We start from the raw sequence: 25,190 nt of genomic DNA on the forward strand, positions 1-25,190 counted from the left end.
TCCAGAGGAAGCTGCCAACCGTGATCTCGTCCGGTGAAGCGGTTTCTATGCCATCGACCCCAACCCGTCAACACTATCCAGACCAAAAACTTTAAAAAAGTTCGTCTTAATTTTTAGACCGGGCCAGAACCCTAGTTTTCCGCCAGTTTTCAACGGGATAGCAGTTTTACCCTCCTGCCGAATCACCTCTAAACCTTAACGGAATCGTTTTTGAGAGTGGCCTGCAGGATGAGAGCACCTGATTAAAAGGGATAACGCCCCTCCCCTTAAAAGGATGCCAGCCTCAAGGCTCTATTTCCCGCCTGATCTCCGCCTTACAAATGCAAAACCCCCGGCGTCTGCGACGCCGGGGGTTTTGCAGCACACTGATACAGTAGGCTTTTAGCTGTGCTGTGTCGTCTTGGGTGTGGTTTTGCTGCCCTCGGGGTAGGTCGTCTCCCAACCACCGCCCAGCGCATTATAGAGGCGCACCAGATTATCCGAGATGACCGCCGTGCTATCTGCCAGTTGTGTCTGAGACGACAACAGGCGGCGCTCTGTGTCCAGCACCTGCAGGAAGCTTTGCATCCCGTGGCGATACTGATCCTGCGCCAGCTGCCAGGATCGCTGGTCCGCCGCTACCTGTGCCTTTAGGCTGAGGTTCCGCTTCTGCTCGGCCTCATAGGCTGTCAGAGCGTTATCCACCTCGCTCCATGCCTTAAGCACAGTCTTCCGATATCGGAGCGCTGCTGTTTTCTGAGACGCCTTCTTCATTTCAAGCTGACCGGTCAGACGACCACCCTGAAAGATAGGCAGCGAAATAGACGGGCCCACATTCCATGTCCGCGCACTCCAGAACCCAAGGTCCCGGAAAGAGAAGGACTGGAAGCCAAACCCGGCATCAATGGTCACTTTAGGATAGAAGTCCGCTTCTGCCTGACCGACTTCCGCCGTGGCAGCATGCAGTTCAGCATCCGCTTCCCTGATATCCGGGCGTCTGCGTGCCAGCTCAGACGGTAACCCCACCGGCACAGCTGCCGGAACCAAAGGAATAGAGGCCGTCTGCGTCAGTTCCGCATTCAGGCCACCGGGAGGCGCGCCCATCAGCAGATTGATAGCGTTAATCTGCATGGCAATCCGCTGCTCAAACTGCGGGATGCTGGAATTGGTGCTTTCCACCTGGGAACGTGCACTCTCCACATCCAGTTCACTCACCAGTCCACTTTTATAACGGGCGCTGCTGAGCTTGAGCATCTGCGTAGCGGCATCACGGTTAGCGATGGTGATGCGCAACTGCTCCTGAAGGCCACGCAGTTCCATATAGTCGCGCGCCAGTTCAGCCTGACGGGCGATCAGGATACCGCGGCGTTCTTCCATAGAGGCCGTCAGATAAGCCTTGGCGGCTTCATACTGCCGCCGGACACGGCCCCACAGATCGACCTCCCAGCTTGCCTGAAGGCCATCCTGCCACTGGTTGAGCAAAGGAATGGAAACATTGGCGGACTGTGAGGACAGAAGTGCGCCCATCCCTTCCGGTGCATTCTGACCAATCCGCTCTACAATGCGGCTGAGCTGTTTACTGCTATACTGCGCGCGCTTGTAAGAGCCTGAGGCCGCAAGATCCGGGAATCGCTCAGCGCCGGCAATCAGCAACTGCCCACGGCTGACGGCGAGTTGTTCTGTTGCCTGCAGCACATCAAGGTTTTCCGAGGCCAGACGTTTTTCAAGAGACGTCAGTTCCGGGTCCTGAAAGACCGACCACCATTCCGGGTCAGGCGCCTGTGTGCTAGGCACACTCAGAACACGGGAAGCCCCTTCAAGTTTGGCATGCTGCCATTCTGCCGGGGTCCATGTGGCTGGCTTTTTGTAATCCGGGCCTACCATGCACCCACCCAGCGCTAAAGCCAGAACTATGGTGCCTGCCCCCGACACATACCGTTTCGCCACCTGATCGCTCCTAACGAAAGTCCGTATTCTTACTACCCGGTTCTTGCACTGACCGACCGGTTCGGTCAGCATGCCAAACTATCGTTTTTCAATGTTGCGTCAATCATCATACTTGGGAATAACACCACACAATGTCTGCCTCCCCTTCTAAGCCCGTGATGGTGACCCACCTCTGCACCGGGGAATCTGAGGCCAAGCGCCAGCAGATTCTGACCGGAGCAAAAGCTGTTTTTGCAGCCCATGGCTTTGAAGGCGCCAGTATGTCCGCCATTGCGCGTGAGGCAGGCGTTTCCAAGGGCACGCTGTATAATTACTTTGCCAACAAGTGCGATCTGTTTGCCGCCTTTGTGGAAAAGAACTGCCGGGAAAAACTCGAGGTTCTGGCCCCGGTGCAGAAATTAAGCCTGTCCCCGGAAAAGACGCTGACGGCTCTGGCCCGGGAGATTATCAGGCTGATCATCTCACCAGAAAGCCTGATGCTCTATCGGATTATTGTCTCCGAAGCGCCGCATTTCCCGCATCTGGCCACAACCTTCTGGCAAAGTGGCCCCAAAAGGGCGATTGAAACCCTGTCTGGCTGGATTGAAGGACAGGTGGCGCAGGGCACACTGAACGTGGATGACCCTGTTTTTGCTGCGGAGCAGTTCTTCTCACTCTGCCAGACGCGCATTGCGCACCGGAAACGCTTCAATATGCCGTTTGATAATGAAGCTGAAGACGAAGAGAAGGTCATTAACTCTGCCGTTCGCATGTTTCTGGCAGCTTATGGCGTCAAGCCTTCTGAAGCCTCCGCAGCGGACTGAAACCCTTACCGTTTCTCAAAAAACAAAAAGCCTGTGTGCTCTGGGTAAGAGCGCACAGGCTTTAAGCCGTAACGGCCCGGAAATCCGGGCCGCAGAAACGATAGGTTAATTCAGCGCCTCGGTCAGAGCAGGCACGATCTCGAACAGATCCCCCACAATGCCGTAATCGGCGACCTGGAAGATCGGAGCTTCCGGATCTTTGTTGACGGCCACAATCACGCGGCTGTCTTTCATACCGGCCAGATGCTGGATCGCGCCGGAAATACCGAATGCCAGATAGAGTTCCGGCGCCACGATCTTGCCGGTCTGCCCGACCTGGAATTCGTTCGGCACAAAGCCCGAATCCACAGCTGCACGGGATGCGCCGATAGCAGCGCCCAGCTTGTCGGCCAGCGGTTCCAGAACGTGGAACTTTTCTTCGCTCTGAAGGCCACGGCCACCGGAGACAACCACGCGGGCAGATTCCAGTTCCGGACGCTCGGAATCGGACAGGTAAACTGCCACAAATTCAGAAACATTCGGGTTGGTTGCTGGCGCAACCGTTTCAATCGGAGCGGAGCCGCCTTCTGCCGGAGCGGCATCAAACGCAGAACCACGCACCGTCAGAACCTTTTTGGCATCGAACGAGCGCACGGTCGCCAGAGCGTTCCCTGCATAGATCGGGCGCACGAAGGTTTCGGCGTCCACAATGCTGACCACTTCCGGGATCGGCTGCACGTCCAGCAGAGCAGCAGCACGCGGCAGCACGTTTTTGCCTACGGCGCTGGCAGCGGCAATAATCTGGTCATACCCGCCAGCGAGCGAGACAATCAGAGCAGCCAGCGGCTCAGCCAGTTCATGCGCATACTGTGCATCGGCAGCATGCAGAACCTTGGTAACACCCGGGATAGCGGCTGCGGCCTGCGCCACGGCGGCATCACCCGCCACCAGCACATGCACGTCACCCAGCTGAGAGGCGGCGGTTACGGCAGAAAGGGCAGACTTTCTGATCCGGCCCTCTTCATGATCGAGAAGAACAAGAGCGGTCATAATCAGATCACCTTTGCTTCGTTACGCAGTTTTTCAACCAGTTCACCCACGGAGCCAACCTTCACACCAGCCTGACGCTGCTCCGGTTCCGCTACGGACACCACAGTGAGGCGACGGGTCATGTCCACGCCGAGGTCTTCAGCCTTCAGCGTTTCCGTCGGCTTTTTGCGGGCCTTCATGATGTTGGGCAGAGAGGCATAGCGCGGTTCGTTCAGGCGCAGATCCGCCGTGACGACTGCCGGCAGAGCCAAAGAGACATCTTCCGTGCCGCCATCGATTTCACGGCTGACCTTCACGCGGCCATCCGCAACTTCGACCTTACCGGCAAACGTGCCCTGCCCCCAGCCGAGCAGACCAGCCAGCATCTGGCCGGTTGCGTTCATGTCATCATCAATGGCCTGCTTGCCAAGAATGAACAGACCCGGCTGTTCTTTCTCGTTAATGGCCTTCAGCACCTTGGCGACTGCCAGAGGTTCCGGGCTTTCTTCAGACAGAACCAGAATGGCGCGGTCTGCGCCCATGGCCATGGCGGTCCGCAGCGTGTCCTGTGCCTGCTGCACCCCGATGGAGACAACGACAACTTCAGACGCAACGCCCTTTTCCTTGAGACGCACTGCTTCTTCCACAGCAATCTCATCAAAGGGGTTCATCGACATCTTGACGCCAGTGGTTTCAACACCGCTGCCGTCCGCCTTAACACGCGGTTTGATGTTGTAATCAACAACCCGCTTTACAGGTACTACAATCTTCATGGCTTCTTTCGCTTGCAGACGCAGGATCGTTCAAACGTTGCTTACCGTACTTTGCAACAAAATCACATACCAGCAGGATAATTAGGACCGCCGCCGCCTTCGGGCACAGTCCAGTCAATATTCTGGGTTGGATCCTTGATGTCACAGGTTTTGCAATGCACGCAGTTCTGCGCGTTAATTTGCAGAGCCGGCGCTGTGGCTTCATCCACCACTTCATACACGCCAGCAGGGCAATAACGGGCTTCCGGTGCACGGAACACATCCCAGTTAATCGTTTTCCACAGGGAGGGATTGCGCAGGCGCAGATGCACCGGCTGATCTTCCTCATGGTTGGTGGCGGACAGGAAGACGGAAGACAGACGGTCAAACGTCAGCGTGCCATCCGGTTTGGGATAGTTCGGCTTTTCACACAGGGCCGCGGCTTTCAGGGTTTCGTTGTCCTGATGCCTGAAATGCAGCGTCCACGGTGCGCGGCCACGCAGAAGCATGGCGTCCAGCGCGGCATAGACTGCCCCGCCCTTCATACCGAAATGCGCGAAAGCCGGACGCACATTACGGGCGGTGCGCAGTTCTTCCCACAGCCAGCTGTCTTTAACACGCTGTGTGTAGGAGCCGGGTTCAACCCGGTCTGTCTCAATGGCTTCAACCACCGCTTCTGCTGCCAGCATACCGGACTTCATGGCCGTATGCGTGCCCTTGATTTTGGGCATGTTCAGGAAGCCTGCGGAATCACCAATCAGAGCGCCACCGGGGAAGGTCAGACGCGGGATGGCCTGCAGGCCGCCTTCTGACAGAGCGCGTGCGCCGTAGCTGACGCGACGACCGCCTTCCAGATGCTTGCGGAACGCCGGATGCAGTTTAAGGCGCTGCATTTCGTCGAACGGGGAAAGCCATGTGTTGGGATAGTCCAGCCCGACCACAAAGCCGTAGGACACCAGGTTTTCACCAAAGTGGTAAAGCCAGGCGCCGCCATAGGTGTTGTCATCCAGCGGCCAGCCAAAGCTGTGCTGCACCAGACCGGGGCGATGGTTTTCCGCCGGAATTTCCCAGACTTCCTTGATCCCCAGCCCGTAGGTCTGCGGGTCCACGCCTTTGCGCAGGTCGTAATGCTCCATGACCTGCTTGGTCAGGGAGCCACGGCAACCTTCTGCAAACAGCGTATAACGGCCGCGCAGTTCCATACCCGGCTGGTAATTGGGGCCTTCTGCGCCGTCTTTGGTAATGCCCATATCCCCGGTGGCCACACCAACCACGCGGTTGTCTTCAATGAGGACTTCAGCGCCCGCAAAGCCGGGGTAGATTTCCACACCCAGCTCTTCAGCCTGCGTGGCCAGCCAGCGGCAGACTTCACCCAGACTGACAATATAATTGCCGTGATTAGCCATGTGCGGCATCAGGCGGTCCAGCATGGGCACGCGCAGGCTGCGGGTTTCGGTCAGATAGAGCATCTCTTCTGACGTCACCGGTGTGTTCAGCGGTGCACCGCGGTCCTGCCAGTCTGGCAGAAGCTCAGCCAGAGCCCGTGGCTCAATGACAGCACCGGAGACGATATGCGCCCCGATTTCGCTGCCTTTTTCAATCAGACAGACGCTTGTTTCCGGTGAAAGCTGGCGCAGGCGAATAGCCGCAGCCAACCCGGCTGGCCCGCCGCCAACTATGACGACATCAAACTCCATCGACTCACGCACAGATTCACTCATTCCCGTTCACAGCCCCCGTTGAGATCTCGGCGAGGCCTTCCTAAAGCCGATTTAACGCGGAATTGCAAAAAAACAGCCGTAGCAGACCCCGGATTCTGCCTGAAAATCCGTGTCTGAAGCCTTATTTTCAGTTTTCTTTCAGGCAGAAGCCACTGGCACACGCGGTCCAAAGGCCAGCTCATGCACCGCACGCCATGCTGGGTCGACAAAATTGACGATCAGCGTGCGGCGGGTGCCCTCAATAGGACGCTTAACAAAGCCATGCCATGTCTTGTCAGACGGAATGAACAAGACACCGGAATTGAACGCGCCAGACGCCCGCGTCACGGACTTGCCGTCCGGCGTCATGAGGTCCGTGCCCCATGCATGGTCTTTATCGTTTGTGGACAGAGAGATCAGCAGGGTGAGTCTCTTCGCACCAATATCGGTGTGCGGTTCCAGCCAGAAGCCATCTGTGTCCAGACACAGTTCCAGCCGCAGGGCGGAGTCGTCCAGCTCTGCACCACAAACATCCTTGAAGACTTTACGCGCGGCTTCGCTATCCAGCAGGTGCGCCATCCGGTCCAGCCGCGCATCCTGCGCGCGGGTTGCTGGATCCACAAAGACGCGGAACTTGTTACGGGTCTCACGACGGCCGCCGACATCACCCGCCCGCGCTTCATCACCCGGTTCCCATTCCAGCAAGGCGTCACAGGCGTCTGGTTCCAGAACGGACTCCAGCATCCAGTGCGTAAACGGGACCTGTGCAGGCTGCATGGTAGCCAGCTTTTCTGTCAAAGCGGGGGCGTCAGAACGCATCTGTTCTGTCCTTCAGCTGTGATGCGGGTTCCTGCCCTTAAGAAGAATACCGTTCTTTTTTATGGCATCCGGGCGGGGAAAGTTCTCTCTCCATGCGCCAAAACACGCGCACGATCAACTGATGCCTCAACGGGTAAAGCCCGTGAAGGTTCAGAGTGCCGTGGCAAAACGGGGCTGAGGAGCGCCTCCCGGCATGGCGGAAGACAGGATCTGGCGGTGCGTATCAAACACGGCAGCCACATTCCGAAGGAAAGGCCGCCCTGCTTCTGTCACCCGCACGCAGCCACCTTCCATCTGCACGAATCCATCCTGCACAAATGGCTTCAAAGCAGCATGTTCTACCGAAAAATCATGCCCGGCGGCGGGGCCAGCCTGAAGGTCCACCTGCATAGTGCACATCAGTTCTTCAATCAGACCGCCGCGCAGTTTGTCTTCTGCCGTGCGGGCCACGCCGCGGGCAACCGGCAGACCATCCTGATCTGCCAGAGCACGGACATACGGAGCAACTGCCGTGATGTTCTGCGTATAGCCATCCGGCAGCATGGAAATGGCGGAGGCCCCCATTCCCAGCAGCACGGTGGACGAATCGGTTGTGTAACCCTGAAAATTCCGGCGGAGCGTGCCCGCCTGCGCGGCCTGAACCAGAGTATCATCCGGCAGAGCGTAATGGTCGAGCCCGATGGCCACGTATCCTTCCGCACACAAAACCTCTTCAATACGGGCGCGCTGACGCAGGCGCTCGACGGGCGGCGGCAGAGCGTCTTCGGGAATCAGGCGCTGGCGCTTCTGCTTCCACGGCACATGCGCATAGCCAAACACTGCCAGACGGCTGGACCGCAGAGATGCGATTTTACGCGCCGTGGCGGCAACACTCTCTTCCGTCTGATACGGCAGGCCATAAATCAGATCGACATTCACGCCGGACACACCGGCGGCGCGCACGGCATCAATGCAGGCTTCGGTCTGGGCAAAGGACTGATGGCGGCCACAGGCCTCCTGCACCTTTTCTTCCAGATCCTGCACACCAAGGCTGATACGCGTAAAACCGAGATCACCCAGCAGTTGCGGATACCCTGCGGGGACATGACGGGGGTCGAGTTCCATCGCCAGTTCGGCGTCCGGCTCAATCCGGAAAAACTGACGCACGCTACGCATGACCTGCCGGAGCGAGGCCGCAGGCAGCGTGGAGGGCGTCCCGCCCCCAAACTGGAGATGCTTGACTGACCGCTGCGGACCCACAAGCGCCACAACACGGCGCAGTTCCTCACGCAGCAAATCTCCGTAGGCCATACGCCCGTCTTCATGGCGCATGACGGATGTATTGCACCCGCAGAAGCGGCACAGTTCATCACAAAACGGAACATGGAAATAAAGAGAAACCGGCGCATCCGCCGGGAGGGCGCGCAGCCATTGTTCGGCCTGCGCAGGCCCGACTGCATCCGTAAAGCTGGCTGCAGTCGGGTAGCTGGTGTAGCGCGGCAGGTTCCCGCCGTAACGGAGAACCAGATCAGATAAGGATACCGCGCTCATACCATTAGAACCGGTAAGCGATACCAGCGGAGACCACGGTCGGGTCCAGAGATTCATGCGCACGGACACGCAGCGTTTCTGCAGGGTTCTGAGCCCAAGCATGCATACGCACAAACACCTGCTTGACGTCTGCGTTGAAGAACCAGTTGCCAACCAGCTGATAGTCAAAGCCAGCGTTCACAGCCGGACCACCGGTAAAGCCGGAGTTCAGCTTGGTCAGGCCCAGCGGGCTGCCTGCGTTAGCGTGCATGCTGTGGAACCACATTGCCGTAACACCCACACCCACATACGGGTTGAAGCGCTTATGCGGACGGAAATGCCAAGCGAAGGTCAGCGTGGGCGGCAGCACCCAGGCACTCCCGACGTCCAGCTTGCGCGGGCCACCCAGAGACGGAACATCGCTGCCCAGAGCAGCCACTTCGTGACGGGTGCTGGTGGCAATCAGGTCAACAGAGATGTTGTCCGTCAGGAAGTATTCCAGCGTCAGCTCAGGCATCGCCTGGTTGGTGGTGGACAGGTGCGTGTTGCGCAGGGGGATGGTCGTGCCACCAGCATGCAGAGCCACGTTGCTATCACGGTCCTGCGGCAGAACGCCCACGCCGGACAGGCGGATCATGAAGTCACCCTTGCCCAGACCGATCTTGGTGCTGGCGCAGGTTTCAAAAATCCCGCAATGGCCGCCACCCGGACGCGGAGCAGCCGGAATTTTGCTCATGACCGGAGCATTCACATAGGTTGCGTTCGGGGATGCCGGAGCAACAACCTGTGCCTGAGCGGCGGCCGTGCCGGAAATCGCAGCCACACCCGCCGCAAGGGCTGTAAATAAGGAACGAAGCTTGACCATACCTGTTACTCTTCCAACTGCGCTGTAAGTTTATGAGACGGGAGAAATCACGCGCAGAGGTCGGTCACCATGATTTAGATCAAACCCACACCATGATGGGTCGAAGAGTGTGTTATTTAAACCACAGCGCACAACACAACTCTGATATTCGTTTAAAACATCCTTGCGGGTAGAGATTTTCGAGAGCTGTCGTTGATTTATATCAACAATAACCTAATATTTACGAAAGATTTCCCTGACACAGGCTTTTCCGGATCCTCCTCGCATCCGCAAGAGTCGGCTTTGCCGGACCCATACCTTCATGCCGCCTGCTCCCCATTCACGGACACAGTCCATGCCTCTCAGGCGCAGGTTTACGCCTGAAGCCAGGACTGACGTGCATCGTTGTCTTGTCTGTGAAATTCGGGAACACAGCGTGTGCAACGGTATTGATGACACCGAGCTGGCCATTCTCGCACAAGCCTCAAAACGGCTGACACTGCCGCCCGGCACAGCGATGATTGAAGAAGGCACCCCCGCACTGTCCTTCTTCAACGTGACATCCGGGACAGTTAAACTCTTCAAATCCCTTCCGGATGGCCGCCGCCAGATTACAGGTTTTGCAGATGTCGGGCACTTTCTCGGTCTGACCACAGCCAAGACCTATTCCTTTGGGGCGGAGACAGTGGATACCGTGCAGGTCTGCCGTTTTCTGCGCCCTCAGCTGGAAACCTTGCTGACGGATTACCCGCAGTTTGAACGCCGACTGCTGGATGAAGTAACGGACGAACTGGCGGAAGCACAGGAACAAATGCTCCTGCTGGGCCGCAAGACAGCACGTGAGCGCGTCGCCAGTTTTCTGTTAAACCGCATGATACCGCCGGCCCCTGCCGGACAGGGCAAGACCGAAGGCTGTCTGGTCTCTCTCCCCATGACGCGGGTCGATATTGCGGATTATCTGGGCCTGACCATTGAAACCGTGAGCCGCACCATAAGCGCCCTCCGGCGCGAGCAGACCATTACCGGCACCGATAATCACGGGATCCGGGTTCTCTCCGTCACCCGCCTGCGGGACCTCGCCTCAGGGCAGGATAGTCGCTAACCCTTTATCCGGATGCCAGGACGGCGTGCGCGGCGCGTCTGGCTCCTTGCTGTTCCACCAGCCACCACCCAAAGCCTGAAATAGCGCAACCGTATCCGACAATCTGTCCGCTCTGGCCTGTGCCAGAGCCAGCTGGGCCTGAAGCTGGGTCTGCTGCGCCTGAAGCATCGCGACCTCACTCACATCTCCCAGCCGATACTGCGCCTGCGCAATATGCCAGCTCTCTGCGGCTGCGGTTGCAGCGGAGGCATTAGCGCCTAAGGCCGTAGCATCGGAGCGGATAGCAGTGAGCGTATCCGCCACATCCTGCAAAGCCGCGATAATGGTTGTGCGATAATCTGCTGCCGCCTGATCATACTGTGCGCGGGCCGCATGCTCCTGATGCCGCAGCAGACCGCCATCAAACAGCGGCTGGGTAATCATGGCAGCAATTTCCCACTGCCCGAATCCCGGAGAGGCCATCTGCGCGATGGACGCCGCAGCAAAACCCGGCGTTGCCCCAAGCTGCACATTGGGCAGACGGTTTGCGACTGCGACGCCAACCTGCGCACAGGCGGCATGCCAGTTGGCCTGTGCCGTGCGGATATCCGGGCGCTGCTCAATCAGGCGCGCAGGCAGGCTGACCGGCAAATCAACCGGCAGGCTCAGACTCTCCAGCGTGAAGCTCGGCTCCGGCGCATCGGGCGCATCCCCCACCAGAGCCGCAATAAGGTGCTTTTGCTGCTCCAGTTGCTTTTGCAAGGGGGCCAGAGTGGCTTCGTTTTGCGCCAGAGAGGCACGCTGCATGGCTACATCATTGCGGGAAAACTGCCCGACCTGTTCCTGCCGTTCGGCCGAGGCCAGCAAGGTGCGCTGCAACGCTACAAGAGACTGCGTGGCCTCCAGCTGCGCATTGAGCGCTGCGTAATCAATCGCCGCCTGCACAACGGAAGAGGTGAGCGTCAGATAGACCGCTTCCAGCTGGTCTCGCTGGGCATCACGCAGGGCTTTTGCGGCTTCCACTCCACGCCGCACCCCGCCCCACAAATCCGGCACATAGGAAATATTCAGCTGCGCCGTGTGCACGGTGTAAAGCCACGCGTTGCTGTTCGGCACTGGTGAGTATGTGCGGGAGGTCTTGTTGCGTGTCGGGTTAAAGCTGCCGGAAACAGACGGATACAGCGCGCTCTGCTGGGCCAGACGGTTTTCATTAGCGGCTGAAAGCGCGTCCCGCGCGGATTCCAGAGAGGGATTCTGGTCCAGCGCACGCCGCACCAGCCTGTCCAGATCTGGCGAATGGAACAGTGCCCACCATTGCGGCGGAATATCCTGCCCCGGGTGGAACACCTGCACCACGCTCTGCGGGCCGGCCGCGGCAGCTTCGGCTGAGCCAGCCACAGGCTGCGTGCTGCTGCCCTTCCCCGCCTGTCCATACTCGGTGGGGGCTGGCGGCGCGGGTTTTTTAAAGTCTGGCCCTACGGCGCACCCACTCAAAGCCAGAGCAGTAGCGGCCCAGAGCATCAGTTTGTTTGGCATCATGGCGCAGGCTCCCGTGCAGCTGCCCGGCGCTCACACCACGCTTCCAGCTCGTAATAGAATGTCGGCAGAATAAACAGCGTCAGAATCGTCGCGATCCCCAGACCGCCGACCACCACGGTCGCCAGACCGCGCTGCACGTCCGTACCAATGCCGGTTGCCATAGCGGCGGGCAGCATGCCCATGCTGGCGACGGTGGCTGTCATCAACACAGGGCGAAAGCGTTCCCCCGCCCCTTCCAGCACGGCATCATACAACGGCACACCCTGTGACCGATGCCGGTTGATGTTGGAAATCATGATGATCCCGTTCTGCACCGCCACACCAAACAGCGCGATAAAACCAACGGCGGTCGCCACATTCAGGGTTTCCCCCCGGACCTGCAGCGCGACCAAACCACCCAGCAGGGCCAGCGGCACCACAGCCAGAATCAGCACGGCCTGCCGCAGAACGCGGAATTCCGCAAACAGCAGAACCAGCATGACAATCAGCATGATACCCAGCGCCACACTCAGGCGCGCCTGTGCGCGTTGCTGCTGCTCAAACGCGCCAGCCCATTGCAGACGATACCGGCTGGTATCGAAATGCACCTGTTCGGCAATTTTCTTCTGCGCTTCCGCCATATAGTCGGACAGGGGCCGCTTGCCGTTATCCACCCGCAGCGTGATCTGCCGTTCCGTCATTTCATGCGAGATTGTGCCTTCACCCGTTTTCAGGCTGATTTGGGCAACCATCTCAAGCGGGATTTGCGCGCCATTGGCCGCCGTCAGCGGGAGATGCGCCAGAGAGCGCAAATTGCTGACCGTGGCCGGGGGCACGCGTACCGTCATATTGTAGGTACGGTCTGCAATATAGATCTGGGACACCGGGCCATCGCCAATGGCGTTGCCCACCACGGCCATGATGTCCGCCACGGAAATACCGTAACGGGCTGCCGCGGGCCGATCCGCCACAATGTTGAGTTCCGGAATTTCCGGCTCCTGAAAAACAGACGCTTCGGTCGTGCCCTTCACGGTTTTCAGAACATCGACAATCTGGTTACCAATCCGCCGGATTTCCCGTGCATCATTGCCATAAACGCGCAGGACCAGCGCGGAATGTGCGCCGCCGACCTGATCGTTCATGCCATCGGCAATTGGCTGGCTGATGCCAAAATCAATACCCGGAATTTTCGCCAGACGCTCATGCAGTTTGGCGACAAACTGGGCCTTTGTCTCACCATGCGGCCAGGTGTTGTACGGCTTGAGGCCTACTGGCACTTCGATGTGTGACGGCGTCCACGGGTCCGTGCCGGAATCATTCCGGCCTAACTGGGTTACGGCGTAAGAGGTTTCCGGAAACGTATAGATGGCGTGGCGCACTTCATCCGCCATGGCCCCGGCTTTCTCCAGTGAGAGGCCGGAGGGCAGCTGAACCTGGAGCCACAACGCGCCCTCATCCATTTCCGGCAGGAACTCACGCCCGGTATGCATGCCCAGCACGACCACCAGCACAAAAGCAATCACGGCACCAATATAGGCCAGAAGCGGACGGCGCATGGCATGGGCCAGACCGTCATGGTACAGGTGGTGCAGCTTTTCCAGCGGCTTGTTATGGAAAATCTTGTGCGGCTTACGCATGGCCAGAAAGGCAAGCGATGGCGTGAGCACAATAGCGCTGAGCAGCGCACCCAGCAGTGCAAAACTGACGGTAAAGGCCATAGGCCGGAACAGCCGCCCCTCTGCGCCTTCAAACGCAAAAAGCGGGCTGTAGGCGACAATAATCACTAGCGTGGAAAACACGATCGCCCGGCCGACATGTTTTGTCAGCCCTTCCACATCCTCCAGAGACATGGTGCGGCCCGGTTCCGCTTCCCGCAGGCGCAGGATGGATTCCGTCACCACAATCGCGCCGTCCACGATCACCCCGAAGTCAATCGCCCCGAGGGAGAACAGGTTGGCCGGCATACCGAGCAGACTCATGATGAGAAAGACCGTCGCCAGCGCCAGCGGAATGGTTACCGCCGCCACCAGCGCACTGCGCGGGCTGCCAAGGAAGAGGATGAGGATGACAAAAACCAGCCCCACCCCTTCCAGCACCGTGTGGGTAACTTTCTCCGTGGTGGCATTCACCAGATTGTCACGGTCAATATAGGGCACAATCCGCACACCCTGCGGTTCCAGCTGCTTTTGCAGTTGCGCCACGCGGGCATGCAGCAGGTTCAGCACCTTCGAGGCGTTCTCGCCCGAGACCATGCTGACAATGCCCTCAATGGTATCCGGGTTTCCGTTTTTCCCCAGAATCCCTTCCCGCACCTGATGCCCAAGCTGCATCCGTCCCAGTTCCCGCAGGAAGACCGGGGTGCCGTCATGCTGGGTTACGGGGATATCGCCCATTTCCTTCAGCGAGTGGATCATGCCCATGCCGCGCACAATGTAGGACTGCTCGCCCCGCGCCACGCGGCCACCGCCAGCATTGATGCTGCTGTTGGTAATGGCCGTCAAAACATCATTCACCCCCACGTGGAAGCGGGAGAGCGCGGCCGGGTCCAGAAGCAACTGATATTCCCGCGTAAAGCCGCCGAAGTTGTTGATGGCCGCCACGCCCTGCACTTTTGTCAGAGCCGGCACCACAATCCAGCGCTGAATTTCAGAGAGCTGCATCAGATTCTGGCGGTCTGATTCCAGCGTATAGCGGTAAATTTCACCCGATGGGCTGGTGACAGGCCCAAGGCTGGCCGTCACCCCCGGCGGCAGCGTGACCTGCGCCAGTTGCTCCGTCACACGCTGGCGGGCGGCGTAAACATTCACGCCATCCCGAAAAATCAGATTGATGAGCGAGAGGCCAAACGTGCTGCTGGAACGGCTGTTGGCCAGCCCCGGCGTGGCCGCAAGCTGGCGCTCAAGCGGAATGGTGATCAGCTGTTCTACTTCCTCCGCAGCCAGCCCTGAGCTTTGGGTGGTGACCTGAACGGACACGGCCCCAAGGTCGGGATAGGCTTCAACCGGAAGATCTTTCCACGCCCAGCCGCCCCACAGAGCCAGCACAGCCATCGCCACAAAAACAATACGGCGCTCCCGCAGGCAGGCCGCAATAATCCGCTCAATCATCGTTCAGCAAAACCCCACCGCGCGTCACGATGCGGTCTCCGGCACTCAGGCCGCTCAGAACCCGTGTGTCTTCACCTTCGTCGTAGGAAATGCCGACCTTGCGCCGCTTGAACGTCCAGGGCGCGGTTTCCACAAACACGGTCACGTTGTCATTATTCATCAGCAGGGCCGACTGCGGCACCATCAGGCCCGGTGGCTGCTTGAGCTGAATATTAACCGTTGCGAACATGTTGGGATGCAAATCTTCATCCGGGTTGGGCAGTGGGATCATGGCACGCAGGCGCCGGGTTTCTGGCCGCAAATCCGGCTCCACCGTGGCGATTTCCCCATACAGCACGACCCCGTCCCGCGCGGGCAGCGTGAGGGAAACGGACTGGCCGATATGGATCTGGTCCACATCGGCTTCCGGCACATCCGCTACGGCCCAGATTTCTGAGAGGTCTTCCACGCTCAGCAAGGGGGCCGTAATGTCGGTCACGTTCTGGCCGGGAGCCATGCTGACAGCAGACACCACCCCATCCACCGGGGAGCGCAGGATCAGTTTGCCGCCTGCCACCGCGTTATCATCAAACGAGGCCAGACGATCCTGCGCGCGGCGTTCCTCCGCCTGTGCCTGCACCAACGCAGCACGGGCGGCCTCAACATCCCGCGTCGCAGCACCACCGGCCTGCTTGACCTGCTGGGCGCGCGCCATCGCAGCCTGCGCCATCACCAGCCCGGCGCGTGCTTTTTCTTCATCCGTAGTGGCTTGCGCCGTATCCCCGGCAAGCAGCGTCGCCAGTGGCTGCCCGTGCTTTACATGCTGACCCGGCACGACATTCAACGCCATGATGCGCCCGGTGACGGGTGCCAGAATGGGCACCTGCCGGGCAGGTTCCGTTACAATGGCACCGGGGACAGACAGGGTATCCTTCGGGACAACAACCTGTACGGCCTCAACCTCCAGCCGCTTCCGCAGGGGCGAGCCCTCCGGCACGGTCCGGCTGCCATCCTGCCCTACGATAAGCGGTGTTTTCTCCGCCCATGCCGGGGCATTTGCCAGACACAGGACAGCACAAAGAAGGCCAAACACGCCACGACCCGCACGCAGTTGCGTGGCAAACACCCGTCCGGCTCGCATCACGCAACCCTGCACGGCAGATCAGAAAAATGAGTGAGTGTCATCGGGCGGATCGCTCCCACTTTATGAATTACGCAGGAGATACCCGCTCAGGACCTAAGCAAACAAGCCCCGAGGCTGGAGCATAGCTTCATTGCATTTGACGCATTAAGCTGATCTCGCTGAAAATTTCATCCATAAATATCAAATGTAATTAAAATTTTACCCTGTTTACTGAGCTTCAAAGGTCGTCCACGGCCAGTTTTTACACTTTTAAGAAATAATACCAGCCTGACGACATAAAAAACGCTGGCCCTTTGCAGAGCCAGCGTTTTGCGAGACCGAACTTTATGCCCGGTTTTAGACCATGACCATTGTCTTACTGGTCGTCGTCATCCCCACCGTTAGAAGAAGATGAGTCAGAGCCATCTCCCGTGCCATCCGGGGAAATGGCGATGAACAGAGACTGCCCATCCCGCAGCACACGGAGAAGAACCGGCTTTTTAGCCGCCAGCGCCCCACGCACAGCCGTAACTGCGGCCCGAGGGGAATCGACGGTCTGGTTGCTGACGGACTGGATCACATCACCGGGGCGAATACCGGCCTGATCCGCCGGGGAACCGGGCTGCACATCATTCACCACCACGCCATGCACATCACTGCCCAAACCAAGCTGGCGACGGATATCGCCACTCAGCGGCGTGAGGGACACACCCAGATGCTGGCCGGAGGACGCGGTGCCCTCAATGCCACCATCGTTGGAGGCTTTGGCGAGGTTGCCGATCTTGACCGTCAGCGTCTGCGGTTTCCCGCCACGCAGGTAGCCAATTTTAGCGTCTGTGCCCGGAGCAACGGAAGCAACACGCACTGCCAGATCATGCGGAGAGGCGACTTTCTGACCATTGAAATCGGTCACAACGTCTTCCGCCTTCAGGCCAGCCTTTTCTGCCGGGCTGTCCGGGCTGGTGCTGGCCACCAGCGCACCGGCAGGCGGCGCGCCGGGAGCTGGCGTCGGCATGTTCAGAGCTTTTGCCATAGCCGGGGAAATGACCTGAGCATTCACGCCCAGATACCCACGGACCACGTGGCCGGTCTTGCGCAGCTGGTCTGTCACGCTGCGCACGGTGTCAGACGGAATAGCAAAGCCGATACCAATGGACCCACCACCGGAGGGAGAGAGAATGGCGGTATTAACGCCCACCACTTTGCCATCCTGCGTGAACAGCGGGCCACCGGAGTTACCGCGATTGATCGGCGCATCAATCTGAATGAAGTTGTCGTACGGCCCTTCGTTAATGTCACGCCCACGGGCGGACACGATCCCGGCGGTGACGGTACCACCCAGACCATATGGGTTGCCTACGGCGACAACCCATTCACCGGGCTGCACATCGTCAGATTCGCCCAGTTCAATAAAGGGCAGCTTCTGAGTAGACGTGACTTTCAGAAGGGCCAGATCCGTCTTGCCATCACGGCCAATAATCTTGGCGGGCAGCGTGGTGCCATCATCCAGCGTGACGGTGACCTTGGTAGCCCCTTTCACCACATGGTTGTTGGTCACCACATACCCATCGGCAGAGATCAGAAAGCCAGACCCGCGGGCTTCAATCTGCTGGCGGGACTGCTGGGGCGCCATCTGGAACGGGAAGGGAAAAGGAAAGGGCATGCCGCCCATACCGCCCATTCCCCCCATGCCGCCGCCTTCACCCTCAACAGCATCAGCCTTGATCATGGAGGTAATGGAAACAACGGCAGGTTTGACCTGTTTGACCAGATTCACAAAGTTTGGAAGCGTCTGGACAGGGCTGCTCGGCTTGATGGCTCCGGCATCCTCAGCATAGGCAGCGTGGAGGCCAACCGGCCCTGTGCCCATCGTCCCTACAAAGGCTGCACCAGCCAGAAGGGCCAGAAGTGTCTTGCGGCTAGTCCGCCCGAAAAACTTGGATACAGATTTTTCCGACATCACGATTCCGACTGTTCCCTTAAACTCTTGCCAACAGGGTCAATCCCCGCCGGGGCGCATGATTCAGACCATCAGGCCAGATATCATACGCTTCTGCGGTTAACATGGTTCCTTGATAACAAAAACAAAAGGTCGCCCGGCAGGAACATCCTCACTTATTCATACTCTTGTAACAGGCATCAGGATGCGGAAGAGGTCTCGCTTTCCCGCTCCCGCAGCGTCTGGAAAAAGGTTTTGAGCAACGCGGCAGAGTCGCGCTCCCGCACGCCGCCAATAATTTCCGGCCTGTGCAACGCCTCGGCGCGAAACGGCAGACGCGGCCCATGCTCCACGCCACCGCCTTTTGGATCATACGCCCCAAACAGCACCCGCCCGACGCGGAAATGCGCCAGAGCCGCGGCACACATGGGGCATGGTTCCAGCGTGACAACCAGCGTACAATCCGCCAGCCGTTTCCCGTCCCGCGCCGCGGTTGCTGCGCGCATCACCAGCATTTCCGCATGGGCGGATGGGTCATGCAACTCTTCAACACGGTTGCCCGCCTGTGCCAGCACGGCACCATCCGGCCCCAGCAAGACCGCGCCGACAGGAACTTCCCCTCTTTGCGCTGCGTTCTGCGCCTCGCAAAGTGCTAGTTCCATCCCGTTTTTCATCGGTACATGCCTCTTTCCGCTCCTGTTGGCCGTGCTGCAAACCGGCTTAGTCTTTCTGTTAAAAGGAGAAACTCACCAAATATTTCAAGCCTCACTCACCGTTCGCCAAAATCCGTCTTTTTGCCTTATTTCAAACGGTCGTTTTTCCTTGCAAAAGTGCGATCTTCTCTGTCATCATGCCTTATAGATGCCACGATCTGTTCTGTAACAGACGTCTGCCTCATACCATGTTGTCAGGTCATTCTGCCCTGACCCAGATAGCGGAAAGGATTAGTACAATGCACAGTCTGTCTCTCATCCTCGCCGCCGCTGCCATCGGCCTCGGCCTTGCCGTTGTAGACCGGACGGGGAATGAACCGGCAGCAGCCTCTTCCCACGTCCAGCGGGTTTCTCTGCTTCCGGGTTGATGTCTGCGGACTTTCTGCCGTTTTCAGAAGACGTTTGTGTTTATCCCCGTGCAAACCGTCGCAGGGTGTGGCACCTGATACGCTCCATCCGGCTTTTTCTGAAAAAAGACACCCGAGTTCATGACTGCACGCCGCCCTATTATCGGCATTACGCTTGACCATGAGGCGGGCGGACCAGACCGCTATTCCCGATTCCCCTGGTATGCCCTGCGGGAAAACTATATGTCCGCCGTTGCGACGGCGGGCGGTTTGCCATTGGCTCTGCCGCTTTTCCCGCAGCTTGCCTCCGAGTATCTCGACCAGATTGACGGACTGCTGATCACCGGCGGCGCGTTTGATATTGACCCGGCTCTGTATGGTGAGGCCGAGCGCCACAGCAGCGTGACCCTCCGCCCGGTCCGCACGCAAGCCGAGCAGGCCTATCTGGCCGCGGCCATGCAGCGTAAAATGCCGGTTCTGGGCATTTGTGGCGGCATGCAGCTTCTGGCCGTAGCCCTTGGTGGCACGCTGATCCAGCATATCCCCGACTCCTTCCCCTCAGCCCTCCCGCACGAGCAACCTAATCCGCGTGACGAAGCCAGCCATGCAGTGCATCTGGAGCCGGAGACACTGCTGGCGCGCTGCGTGGGGCGGCCGCGCATGGCCGTTAATTCTTCCCATCATCAGGCCGTGCGCACACCCGGACGCGGGATTATCAATGCCGTGGCAGAAGATGGACTGATTGAAGGGGTGGAAGACCCCACCCTTCCGTTTTGCCTTGGGGTGCAATGGCATCCGGAATTTGGCATAGACCCGGGTGACCGGAGCATTTTTAGCGCCTTTGTACGGGCAGCAGGAGAACAAGAGTGACGCAGGAAACGCGTGGAGAACGCATCGCCAAATGGCTGGGCCGAACCGGTGTTGCCAGCCGGCGTGATGCCGAGCGGATGGTTGAAGAAGGACGGGTGAAGCTGAATAATCAGCCCGTTACGCATCCCGCCACGTTTGTCACTTCCGACGATATTGTGCAGGTGGACGGCAAGATTGTGGACCAGCCCCAGCGCACCCGCCTGTGGCGTTACCACAAGCCGGACGGACTGGTGACGACGCATAAGGACCCGGAAGGCCGCCCGACTGTTTTTGCCTCGCTGCCGGAAGGCATGCCGCGCGTCATCAGCGTGGGGCGACTGGATCTGAACAGTGAAGGCCTGCTGCTGCTGACCAATGATGGCGAACTGGCCCGGCGGCTGGAACTGCCCAACAACGGCTGGCTGCGGCGCTACCGGGTGCGCGTATTTGGCGTGGTGGATGAAGCCCGTCTGGCGTCCCTCGCCAAAGGCAGCGTGTTCGAGGGCGTGCGGTATGGGCCGATTGAAGCCGGTCTCGATTCCCGCAAGGGCGACAACGCCTGGCTGACCGTGTCCCTGCGTGAAGGCAAGAACCGCGAAATTCGTAAGGTGATGATGGGCCTGAACCTGCATGTCAGCCGCCTGATTCGCACCAGCTATGGCCCCTTCCAGCTCGGCACCCTGCAGCGGGGCGAACTGGAAGAAGTGCCCGGCAAGACCCTGCGTGAGCAGATGCCCAGAGCACCAGAGAAACCTGCTGGCAAGAAGGCCCGCTAATTATGCGGATTATTGCAGGGGCCCGCAAAGGCCGGATGCTGGCGGCTCCATCCGGCACCACAACCCGCCCTACGGCGGACCGGGTGCGGCAGGCGTTATTCGACATCCTGCTTCATGCCCCATGGGGCGGCCCGGACCTGCTGACCAACGCGCGCGTGCTGGATGTGTTTGCAGGCACGGGCGCACTCGGGCTGGAAGCGCTCTCACGCGGGGCAGAACAGGCCACGTTTTTTGAGAATGACCGCGCGGCCCTTTCCGCCCTGCGCACCAATATTGCAGGCTGCAAATGGGAAGACCGGAGCAAGGTCATCCCCCGGGATGTCACCAAACCCACGCGCGCTCCGGCTCCCTGCTCTCTGCTGTTTCTGGACCCGCCCTACCGGCAGGATCTGCCAGCCCGCACGCTGGCCGCCCTGCATGCACAGGGATGGATTGCCCCCGGCGCCATTGCGGTGATTGAAACCGCTGCGCAGGAACCGCTGCCGCTACTGCAGAAAAATGCGGACGGCACGACACTCCTGCCGGAAGACGCGCCTATCAGCGATGAGGAAGAAGCACCGCCTCTCCCGGCCTACGCTGGCACATTGCTGGCGGAACGTCGGCATGGGGCAGCGCGTCTTACTGTCTGGCAACTGTAAGCGCGGGCAAAAGCCGTCCGGGTCCTGCGGGTGCTATGCGCCGCAGGGACCATTTTACAGATTAGAACCAACGGAGAACTGGCGGGCAGCGCAGGAGTGCGCTACACGGGCTGGATACTCTTTTTATTGTTTTAGAAAACGGGGTCATTGATGGCTGGCAGCGTCAACAAGGTTATTCTGGTGGGCAATCTGGGCAAAGACCCGGAAGTCCGCACCAGCCAGAGCGGCATGAAAATTGTCTCTTTTTCTGTCGCCACCAGTGACACATGGAATGACCGCGCCTCCGGTGAACGCCGGGAACGGACGGAATGGCACCGTGTGGTCATTTTCAATGATCGTCTGGCTGACGTCGCAGAACGCTTCCTGCGCAAAGGCCGCAAGGTCTATCTGGAAGGCGCTTTGCAGACCCGCAAATGGACCGACCAGTCCGGGCAGGAACGCTACACGACCGAAGTGATTGTTGAGCGGTTCCGTGGGGAACTGGTTCTGCTCGACAGCCGCAGCGGCGGTGAGGGTGAAGAATCCGGCGGCTTTGGTGGCGGCAACAGCAGCTACGGCGGCGGGAATAGTGGTGGCGGTTACGGCGGCGGAAGCGGCGGTGGCTATGGTGGTGGCAATCAGGGCGGCGACTTTGGCGGCTCTTCCGCACCGCGCCAGAACGCTCCGGCCCGTGGACCGGGCGGCGGCAATGCTGGCGGCTGGGATGCCCCCGGCAACAGTGATCTGGACGACGAAATCCCGTTCTAATCGGCCTATGGGTCTGACAGTCCCTCCCCCGGCCCTTTGCCGGGGTGATGCGGTCTGTCTCAACGGGATTTTTCCGTAATGACACCTGCATCTTCTGTTCCCCGCTCCTCCGGTCGCCTTGCTGCGGCTCTGACGCTGTGCGGAACAGGGTGCACCTTTCTTCTCCCTTTCCTATTTTTTTACAGTCGCGCACTGAGCGATGTAGCGGCGACCGTTATCGCCTGCCTGTTCCTGCTCTACTCCGCTCTGCAAAAAGACTGGGCGTGGATACGCAAGGACTGGCTCCGCCCGGCAGCCGTGTTCTGCGGGCTTTGCCTGATCTCCTCCCTTCATATCGGCCTGAAAGGCGCCTGGGTTCAGGCGTTATGTCTGCCGCGCCTCTTCCTGCTGGCTGCGGCCATGGAAAGCTGGATTCTGGTATCGGCCTCACGCCGCCGGGCGCTGGCTTCCATTTTATTCGTGCTGGCCTTCTGGCTGATTGGCCAGTGCTGGAAACAGTATCTGACCGGCACCAACCTGCTGGGCTATCCCCCTGCGGATGATGGTGCTCTGACGGGCCCCTTCGTGAAGCCACGCGCCGGATTCACGCTGCTCATGCTCTTTTTCCCGGCCCTGATGCCGGTTGTTTTGCAGGCATTTTACAGCAAGCGTCTGCGCCCATGGATTGGCGGCGTGGCCCTGCTGGTGCTGAGCGTGACAACCATGGTGCTGATTGGCCAGCGGATGAGCAATGTGCTGCTCCTGTTCGGCCTGATGCTGACGGCCCTGATGATTCCCCGCTTTCGCATACCTTTTGCCCTGATTGTGGTAGGCGGTGCCGGGCTGGTGGCCAGTCTTCCGACCATCTCGCCGCGGACCTATGCCAAGCTGGTGCTCAAATTCTCCAACCAGTTGCACCATTTTACCCAAAGCGATTACGGCAAGCTGTATCGCACCGCTGTGACCATGATTGTCTCCCACCCATGGCTAGGGCTGGGCATGGATGGCTTCAGAAACTTCTGCCACACCCCGCTCCATACCGATGCCCTGACGGGCTTCGGCCTGCCTCCGCTGGACAGTGACACGGCACAGGGCTGCAACATCCACCCGCATAATTACTATCTGCAAATTGCCACCACGGCAGGCCTGCCGGGGCTGGTGGCGTTTGCATGGATGCTCTTCTGCTGGGTGCGCACCGGCCTGCGCGCCCTCTCCCCCGTCCGGAACCCGCAGCAGGCTATGCTGTTTGTCATGTGCTGCGTGCTGATCTGGCCAGTCGCCTCTACCAGCGCCCTGTTCTCCTTCCCCACCGCAGGGTGGTTTTTCCTGTTTGCCGGCTGGCTTCTGGCTGCCTCGGAGCCCATCAGCTCACCCGACCAGAGCAGCGCTGCCGCATCACTTTTTAAGAAAATCTAAATATTTCCTTTTATTAGCAGCCTGTCCGCATACTATTTCTTGGGCATAGTCAGCTGCCTGCATGCCTATGCTGTCCTTTTTCTACCTCTAAAATCTCATAATGTTCTTGGCGTTCGGAGTGCACACCGCTATAAGCCGCGTCATTCTTTCAAGGCAGGTGTCCTGTCATTGCAAAGGCTGACAACTGACATGATTACTCTACCGCCAGACTATCGCCCGTCAGACAATGAAGAGTTCATGAACCCTCTTCAGACGGAATATTTCAGACAGAAACTCCTGAAGTGGCGTGCTGAACTCCTGAAAGAAGCCGGGGATACGCTTGCCAGCCTTTCTGAAGGCGGCATCCATGAGGCTGACATCACTGACCGTGCCAGTGTGGAGACGGACCGTGCGCTGGAACTGCGCACGCGTGACCGTGCCCGTAAGCTGATCGGCAAGATCAACCTTGCCCTTCAGCGCATTGAGAACGGCTCCTACGGCTATTGTGAGGAAACGGGTGAGCCGATCACCCTGCGTCGTCTGGAAGCGCGCCCGATTGCGACCCTGTCCATCGAGGCGCAGGAACAGCATGAACGGATGGAAAAAACCCATCGTGACGATTAATTCCGCTTTTTAAGCGGAAACAGACTTGCGGCGTTCGGCGTGAACAGCTAGAACGCCGCCAGCGGGCTGCTGTAGCTCAGTGGTAGAGCACTCCCTTGGTAAGGGAGAGGTCGACAGTTCAATCCTGTCCAGCAGCACCACGATTTTCCCCGCCTTTTTATAATCCCGCTATTTTCCCTTCCAGTGCCATCCGGCTTGGAAATGGGATTTGGGATCAGCGGTGGAATTAAGGCCGCCAGCAAGGCTGGCTTTCTGTTCCCGGCAGACCTTTGCCGACAGATCGGCTTCCCAAATATATTCAAAAAGCGTGAGGCCACGCACCCCGTGGGTAAACCTGTGGATAACGGGTGCAACCTCGGTGCACGACTCAGAAAACCAGTAAAAAGCGACTCCAGAGGCTGTGGATAATTAATGGGACTCCCCCCTGAGCCTTAGGGACAACCGCCGGTTTCGTGCACATCAGGTCGGGTTGATAAGCTTTTTATCCCTACGCGCGCACTCTGCGAGCAACTGATAAAAAAAAGGGGGCTGAATAACAGCCCCCCTTTCCCATCAGCCTGATCAGACTTCATTCGGTCTCAGCGGCCCGGACCTCCGGGTTTTCCGCCACCACCGGGGCCTCCATGGCCCCCATGGCCGCCCCCACCGGGACCACCGCCTCCTGGACCGCCTCCGGGGCCGTGTCCCCCACCGCCGGGACGTCCACCGCCACCCGGGCCGGGCGGGCGAGGCATACCGCCGCCGCCGCCCGGTCGGCCACCGGGGCGTGGCGCCATGCCGGGGCGGCTACCACCGGGGAACGGGCGGGCACGCCGGTCGGCATAGCCCCAGCGCGGGCCGGAGCCATAGCCGTAATACTCATCATAGCCGCCGTAAGAGGGGCTATAGCCGTTATAGTCATACCCTCCGCCATACACCGGGCCTGCACAGCCAGCGAGTGTGCCGACCAGCATCATCCCCACACAGCCTAAAATCAGAGGGGTACGTTTCATGCGGCTCTCTCCTGTCGCCTTA

22 protein-coding genes and 1 tRNA gene are annotated in these 25,190 nt (G+C 59.2%); 10 read left to right on the forward strand and 13 right to left on the reverse strand.

Annotated features, from left to right (window positions below; genetic code table 11):
- Positions 1-381: 381 nt before the first annotated feature.
- Positions 382-1,998 (reverse strand): efflux transporter outer membrane subunit, encoded by a 1,617-nt coding sequence (locus AD930_RS04475; protein ID WP_082781700.1) that lies wholly within the window; start codon positions 1,996-1,998, stop codon positions 382-384.
- 59 nt (positions 1,999-2,057) lie between these two features.
- Between AD930_RS04475 and AD930_RS04480 the strand changes: the two genes are divergently transcribed.
- Positions 2,058-2,729: a TetR/AcrR family transcriptional regulator gene (locus AD930_RS04480; protein ID WP_043549945.1), complete on the forward strand. Its 672-nt coding sequence runs from the start codon at positions 2,058-2,060 to the stop codon at positions 2,727-2,729.
- Positions 2,730-2,834: 105 nt separating this feature from the next.
- On the opposite strand, the gene AD930_RS04485 is transcribed toward AD930_RS04480, so the two are convergent.
- From AD930_RS04485 to AD930_RS04510, 6 genes are all read right to left on the reverse strand, one after another.
- Positions 2,835-3,758 (reverse strand): FAD-binding protein, encoded by a 924-nt coding sequence (locus AD930_RS04485; protein ID WP_061505290.1) that lies wholly within the window; start codon positions 3,756-3,758, stop codon positions 2,835-2,837.
- Between the two features lie 2 nt (positions 3,759-3,760).
- Positions 3,761-4,510: an electron transfer flavoprotein subunit beta/FixA family protein gene (locus AD930_RS04490; RefSeq protein ID WP_043549942.1), complete on the reverse strand. Its 750-nt coding sequence runs from the start codon at positions 4,508-4,510 to the stop codon at positions 3,761-3,763.
- A gap of 62 nt (positions 4,511-4,572) precedes the next feature.
- Entirely contained in the window at positions 4,573-6,210 is a 1,638-nt protein-coding gene (locus AD930_RS04495) for an electron transfer flavoprotein-ubiquinone oxidoreductase (protein WP_061505291.1), read from the reverse strand.
- Positions 6,211-6,348: 138 nt separating this feature from the next.
- Positions 6,349-7,008, reverse strand: a complete 660-nt coding sequence (locus AD930_RS04500; RefSeq protein ID WP_061505292.1) for a 2OG-Fe(II) oxygenase — start codon at positions 7,006-7,008, stop codon at positions 6,349-6,351.
- 150 nt (positions 7,009-7,158) lie between these two features.
- A complete protein-coding gene (gene hemN, locus AD930_RS04505; protein ID WP_061505293.1) occupies positions 7,159-8,538 on the reverse strand; it encodes an oxygen-independent coproporphyrinogen III oxidase in 1,380 nt (459 codons plus the stop codon).
- 4 nt (positions 8,539-8,542) lie between these two features.
- On the reverse strand, positions 8,543-9,382 hold the full coding sequence (locus tag AD930_RS04510) for an OmpW/AlkL family protein (protein ID WP_043549939.1): 840 nt from the start codon (positions 9,380-9,382) through the stop codon (positions 8,543-8,545).
- Positions 9,383-9,683: 301 nt separating this feature from the next.
- On the opposite strand from AD930_RS04510, the gene AD930_RS04515 reads away from it, so the two are divergent.
- Complete coding sequence (locus tag AD930_RS04515) at positions 9,684-10,463, forward strand: Crp/Fnr family transcriptional regulator (protein ID WP_061505294.1); 780 nt, start codon at positions 9,684-9,686, stop codon at positions 10,461-10,463.
- Here AD930_RS04515 and AD930_RS04520 read toward each other — a convergent pair.
- The 5 genes from AD930_RS04520 to AD930_RS04540 all read right to left on the reverse strand — a co-directional run bounded on the left by AD930_RS04520 (position 10,443) and on the right by AD930_RS04540 (position 18,782).
- A complete protein-coding gene (locus AD930_RS04520; RefSeq protein WP_082781701.1) occupies positions 10,443-11,981 on the reverse strand; it encodes an efflux transporter outer membrane subunit in 1,539 nt (512 codons plus the stop codon). The genes AD930_RS04515 and AD930_RS04520 overlap by 21 nt on opposite strands.
- Complete coding sequence (locus tag AD930_RS04525; protein WP_061505295.1) at positions 11,978-15,067, reverse strand: efflux RND transporter permease subunit; 3,090 nt, start codon at positions 15,065-15,067, stop codon at positions 11,978-11,980. Before AD930_RS04525 ends, AD930_RS04520 begins: the two co-directional genes overlap by 4 nt.
- Positions 15,060-16,187 (reverse strand): efflux RND transporter periplasmic adaptor subunit, encoded by a 1,128-nt coding sequence (locus tag AD930_RS04530; protein ID WP_061505296.1) that lies wholly within the window; start codon positions 16,185-16,187, stop codon positions 15,060-15,062. Before AD930_RS04530 ends, AD930_RS04525 begins: the two co-directional genes overlap by 8 nt.
- 358 nt (positions 16,188-16,545) lie before the next feature.
- Positions 16,546-18,129, reverse strand: a complete 1,584-nt coding sequence (locus AD930_RS04535; protein ID WP_061505297.1) for a Do family serine endopeptidase — start codon at positions 18,127-18,129, stop codon at positions 16,546-16,548.
- 179 nt (positions 18,130-18,308) lie between these two features.
- Positions 18,309-18,782 (reverse strand): nucleoside deaminase, encoded by a 474-nt coding sequence (locus AD930_RS04540; protein ID WP_061505298.1) that lies wholly within the window; start codon positions 18,780-18,782, stop codon positions 18,309-18,311.
- Positions 18,783-19,060: 278 nt separating this feature from the next.
- Between AD930_RS04540 and AD930_RS18410 the strand changes: the two genes are divergently transcribed.
- From AD930_RS18410 to AD930_RS04575, 8 genes are all read left to right on the forward strand, one after another.
- The gene (locus tag AD930_RS18410) at positions 19,061-19,189 is read left to right on the forward strand and encodes a hypothetical protein (protein ID WP_264820932.1); all 129 of its coding nucleotides are present in this window, start codon (positions 19,061-19,063) and stop codon (positions 19,187-19,189) included.
- A 120-nt stretch (positions 19,190-19,309) separates the two neighbouring features.
- On the forward strand, positions 19,310-20,038 hold the full coding sequence (locus tag AD930_RS04545; RefSeq protein WP_061505299.1) for a gamma-glutamyl-gamma-aminobutyrate hydrolase family protein: 729 nt from the start codon (positions 19,310-19,312) through the stop codon (positions 20,036-20,038).
- Positions 20,035-20,793 (forward strand): pseudouridine synthase, encoded by a 759-nt coding sequence (locus AD930_RS04550; protein WP_043549931.1) that lies wholly within the window; start codon positions 20,035-20,037, stop codon positions 20,791-20,793. The genes AD930_RS04545 and AD930_RS04550 overlap by 4 nt, the downstream gene beginning before the upstream one ends.
- Before the next feature lie 2 nt (positions 20,794-20,795).
- A complete protein-coding gene (rsmD, locus tag AD930_RS04555; RefSeq protein WP_061505300.1) occupies positions 20,796-21,431 on the forward strand; it encodes a 16S rRNA (guanine(966)-N(2))-methyltransferase RsmD in 636 nt (211 codons plus the stop codon).
- Between the two features lie 150 nt (positions 21,432-21,581).
- Positions 21,582-22,178: a single-stranded DNA-binding protein gene (ssb, locus tag AD930_RS04560; protein ID WP_061505301.1), complete on the forward strand. Its 597-nt coding sequence runs from the start codon at positions 21,582-21,584 to the stop codon at positions 22,176-22,178.
- A gap of 78 nt (positions 22,179-22,256) precedes the next feature.
- Entirely contained in the window at positions 22,257-23,573 is a 1,317-nt protein-coding gene (locus AD930_RS04565) for an O-antigen ligase family protein (RefSeq protein WP_061505302.1), read from the forward strand.
- A 189-nt stretch (positions 23,574-23,762) separates the two neighbouring features.
- Entirely contained in the window at positions 23,763-24,176 is a 414-nt protein-coding gene (dksA, locus tag AD930_RS04570; protein WP_043549927.1) for an RNA polymerase-binding protein DksA, read from the forward strand.
- Positions 24,177-24,241: 65 nt separating this feature from the next.
- Positions 24,242-24,316 (forward strand) — tRNA-Thr (locus tag AD930_RS04575).
- A gap of 438 nt (positions 24,317-24,754) precedes the next feature.
- Here the strand turns inward: AD930_RS04575 and AD930_RS17360 are convergent.
- Positions 24,755-25,168: a hypothetical protein gene (locus tag AD930_RS17360; protein ID WP_082781702.1), complete on the reverse strand. Its 414-nt coding sequence runs from the start codon at positions 25,166-25,168 to the stop codon at positions 24,755-24,757.
- Between the last annotated feature and the right edge of the window lie 22 nt (positions 25,169-25,190).

Source organism: Acetobacter malorum (assembly GCF_001580615.1).
GTDB lineage: Bacteria > Pseudomonadota > Alphaproteobacteria > Acetobacterales > Acetobacteraceae > Acetobacter > Acetobacter malorum.

Excerpts from the sequence above, each read along its gene's own strand:
- AD930_RS04525 (WP_061505295.1), bottom strand. The coding sequence starts at position 15,067 with ATGATTGAGCGGATTATTGCGGCCTGCCTGCGGGAGCGCCGTATTGTT.
- AD930_RS04535 (WP_061505297.1), bottom strand. The coding sequence starts at position 18,129 with ATGTCGGAAAAATCTGTATCCAAGTTTTTCGGGCGGACTAGCCGCAAG.
- AD930_RS04480 (WP_043549945.1), top strand. The coding sequence starts at position 2,058 with ATGTCTGCCTCCCCTTCTAAGCCCGTGATGGTGACCCACCTCTGCACC.
- rsmD (WP_061505300.1), top strand. The coding sequence starts at position 20,796 with ATGCGGATTATTGCAGGGGCCCGCAAAGGCCGGATGCTGGCGGCTCCA.
- hemN (WP_061505293.1), bottom strand. The coding sequence starts at position 8,538 with ATGAGCGCGGTATCCTTATCTGATCTGGTTCTCCGTTACGGCGGGAAC.
- AD930_RS04515 (WP_061505294.1), top strand. The coding sequence starts at position 9,684 with ATGCCGCCTGCTCCCCATTCACGGACACAGTCCATGCCTCTCAGGCGC.
- AD930_RS17360 (WP_082781702.1), bottom strand. The coding sequence starts at position 25,168 with ATGAAACGTACCCCTCTGATTTTAGGCTGTGTGGGGATGATGCTGGTC.
- AD930_RS04545 (WP_061505299.1), top strand. The coding sequence starts at position 19,310 with ATGACTGCACGCCGCCCTATTATCGGCATTACGCTTGACCATGAGGCG.
- ssb (WP_061505301.1), top strand. The coding sequence starts at position 21,582 with ATGGCTGGCAGCGTCAACAAGGTTATTCTGGTGGGCAATCTGGGCAAA.
- AD930_RS18410 (WP_264820932.1), top strand. The coding sequence starts at position 19,061 with ATGCACAGTCTGTCTCTCATCCTCGCCGCCGCTGCCATCGGCCTCGGC.
- dksA (WP_043549927.1), top strand. The coding sequence starts at position 23,763 with ATGATTACTCTACCGCCAGACTATCGCCCGTCAGACAATGAAGAGTTC.
- AD930_RS04520 (WP_082781701.1), bottom strand. The coding sequence starts at position 11,981 with ATGATGCCAAACAAACTGATGCTCTGGGCCGCTACTGCTCTGGCTTTG.
- AD930_RS04530 (WP_061505296.1), bottom strand. The coding sequence starts at position 16,187 with ATGCGAGCCGGACGGGTGTTTGCCACGCAACTGCGTGCGGGTCGTGGC.
- AD930_RS04495 (WP_061505291.1), bottom strand. The coding sequence starts at position 6,210 with ATGAGTGAATCTGTGCGTGAGTCGATGGAGTTTGATGTCGTCATAGTT.
- AD930_RS04510 (WP_043549939.1), bottom strand. The coding sequence starts at position 9,382 with ATGGTCAAGCTTCGTTCCTTATTTACAGCCCTTGCGGCGGGTGTGGCT.
- AD930_RS04565 (WP_061505302.1), top strand. The coding sequence starts at position 22,257 with ATGACACCTGCATCTTCTGTTCCCCGCTCCTCCGGTCGCCTTGCTGCG.
- AD930_RS04475 (WP_082781700.1), bottom strand. The coding sequence starts at position 1,998 with ATGCTGACCGAACCGGTCGGTCAGTGCAAGAACCGGGTAGTAAGAATA.
- AD930_RS04500 (WP_061505292.1), bottom strand. The coding sequence starts at position 7,008 with ATGCGTTCTGACGCCCCCGCTTTGACAGAAAAGCTGGCTACCATGCAG.
- AD930_RS04485 (WP_061505290.1), bottom strand. The coding sequence starts at position 3,758 with ATGACCGCTCTTGTTCTTCTCGATCATGAAGAGGGCCGGATCAGAAAG.
- AD930_RS04540 (WP_061505298.1), bottom strand. The coding sequence starts at position 18,782 with ATGAAAAACGGGATGGAACTAGCACTTTGCGAGGCGCAGAACGCAGCG.
- AD930_RS04490 (WP_043549942.1), bottom strand. The coding sequence starts at position 4,510 with ATGAAGATTGTAGTACCTGTAAAGCGGGTTGTTGATTACAACATCAAA.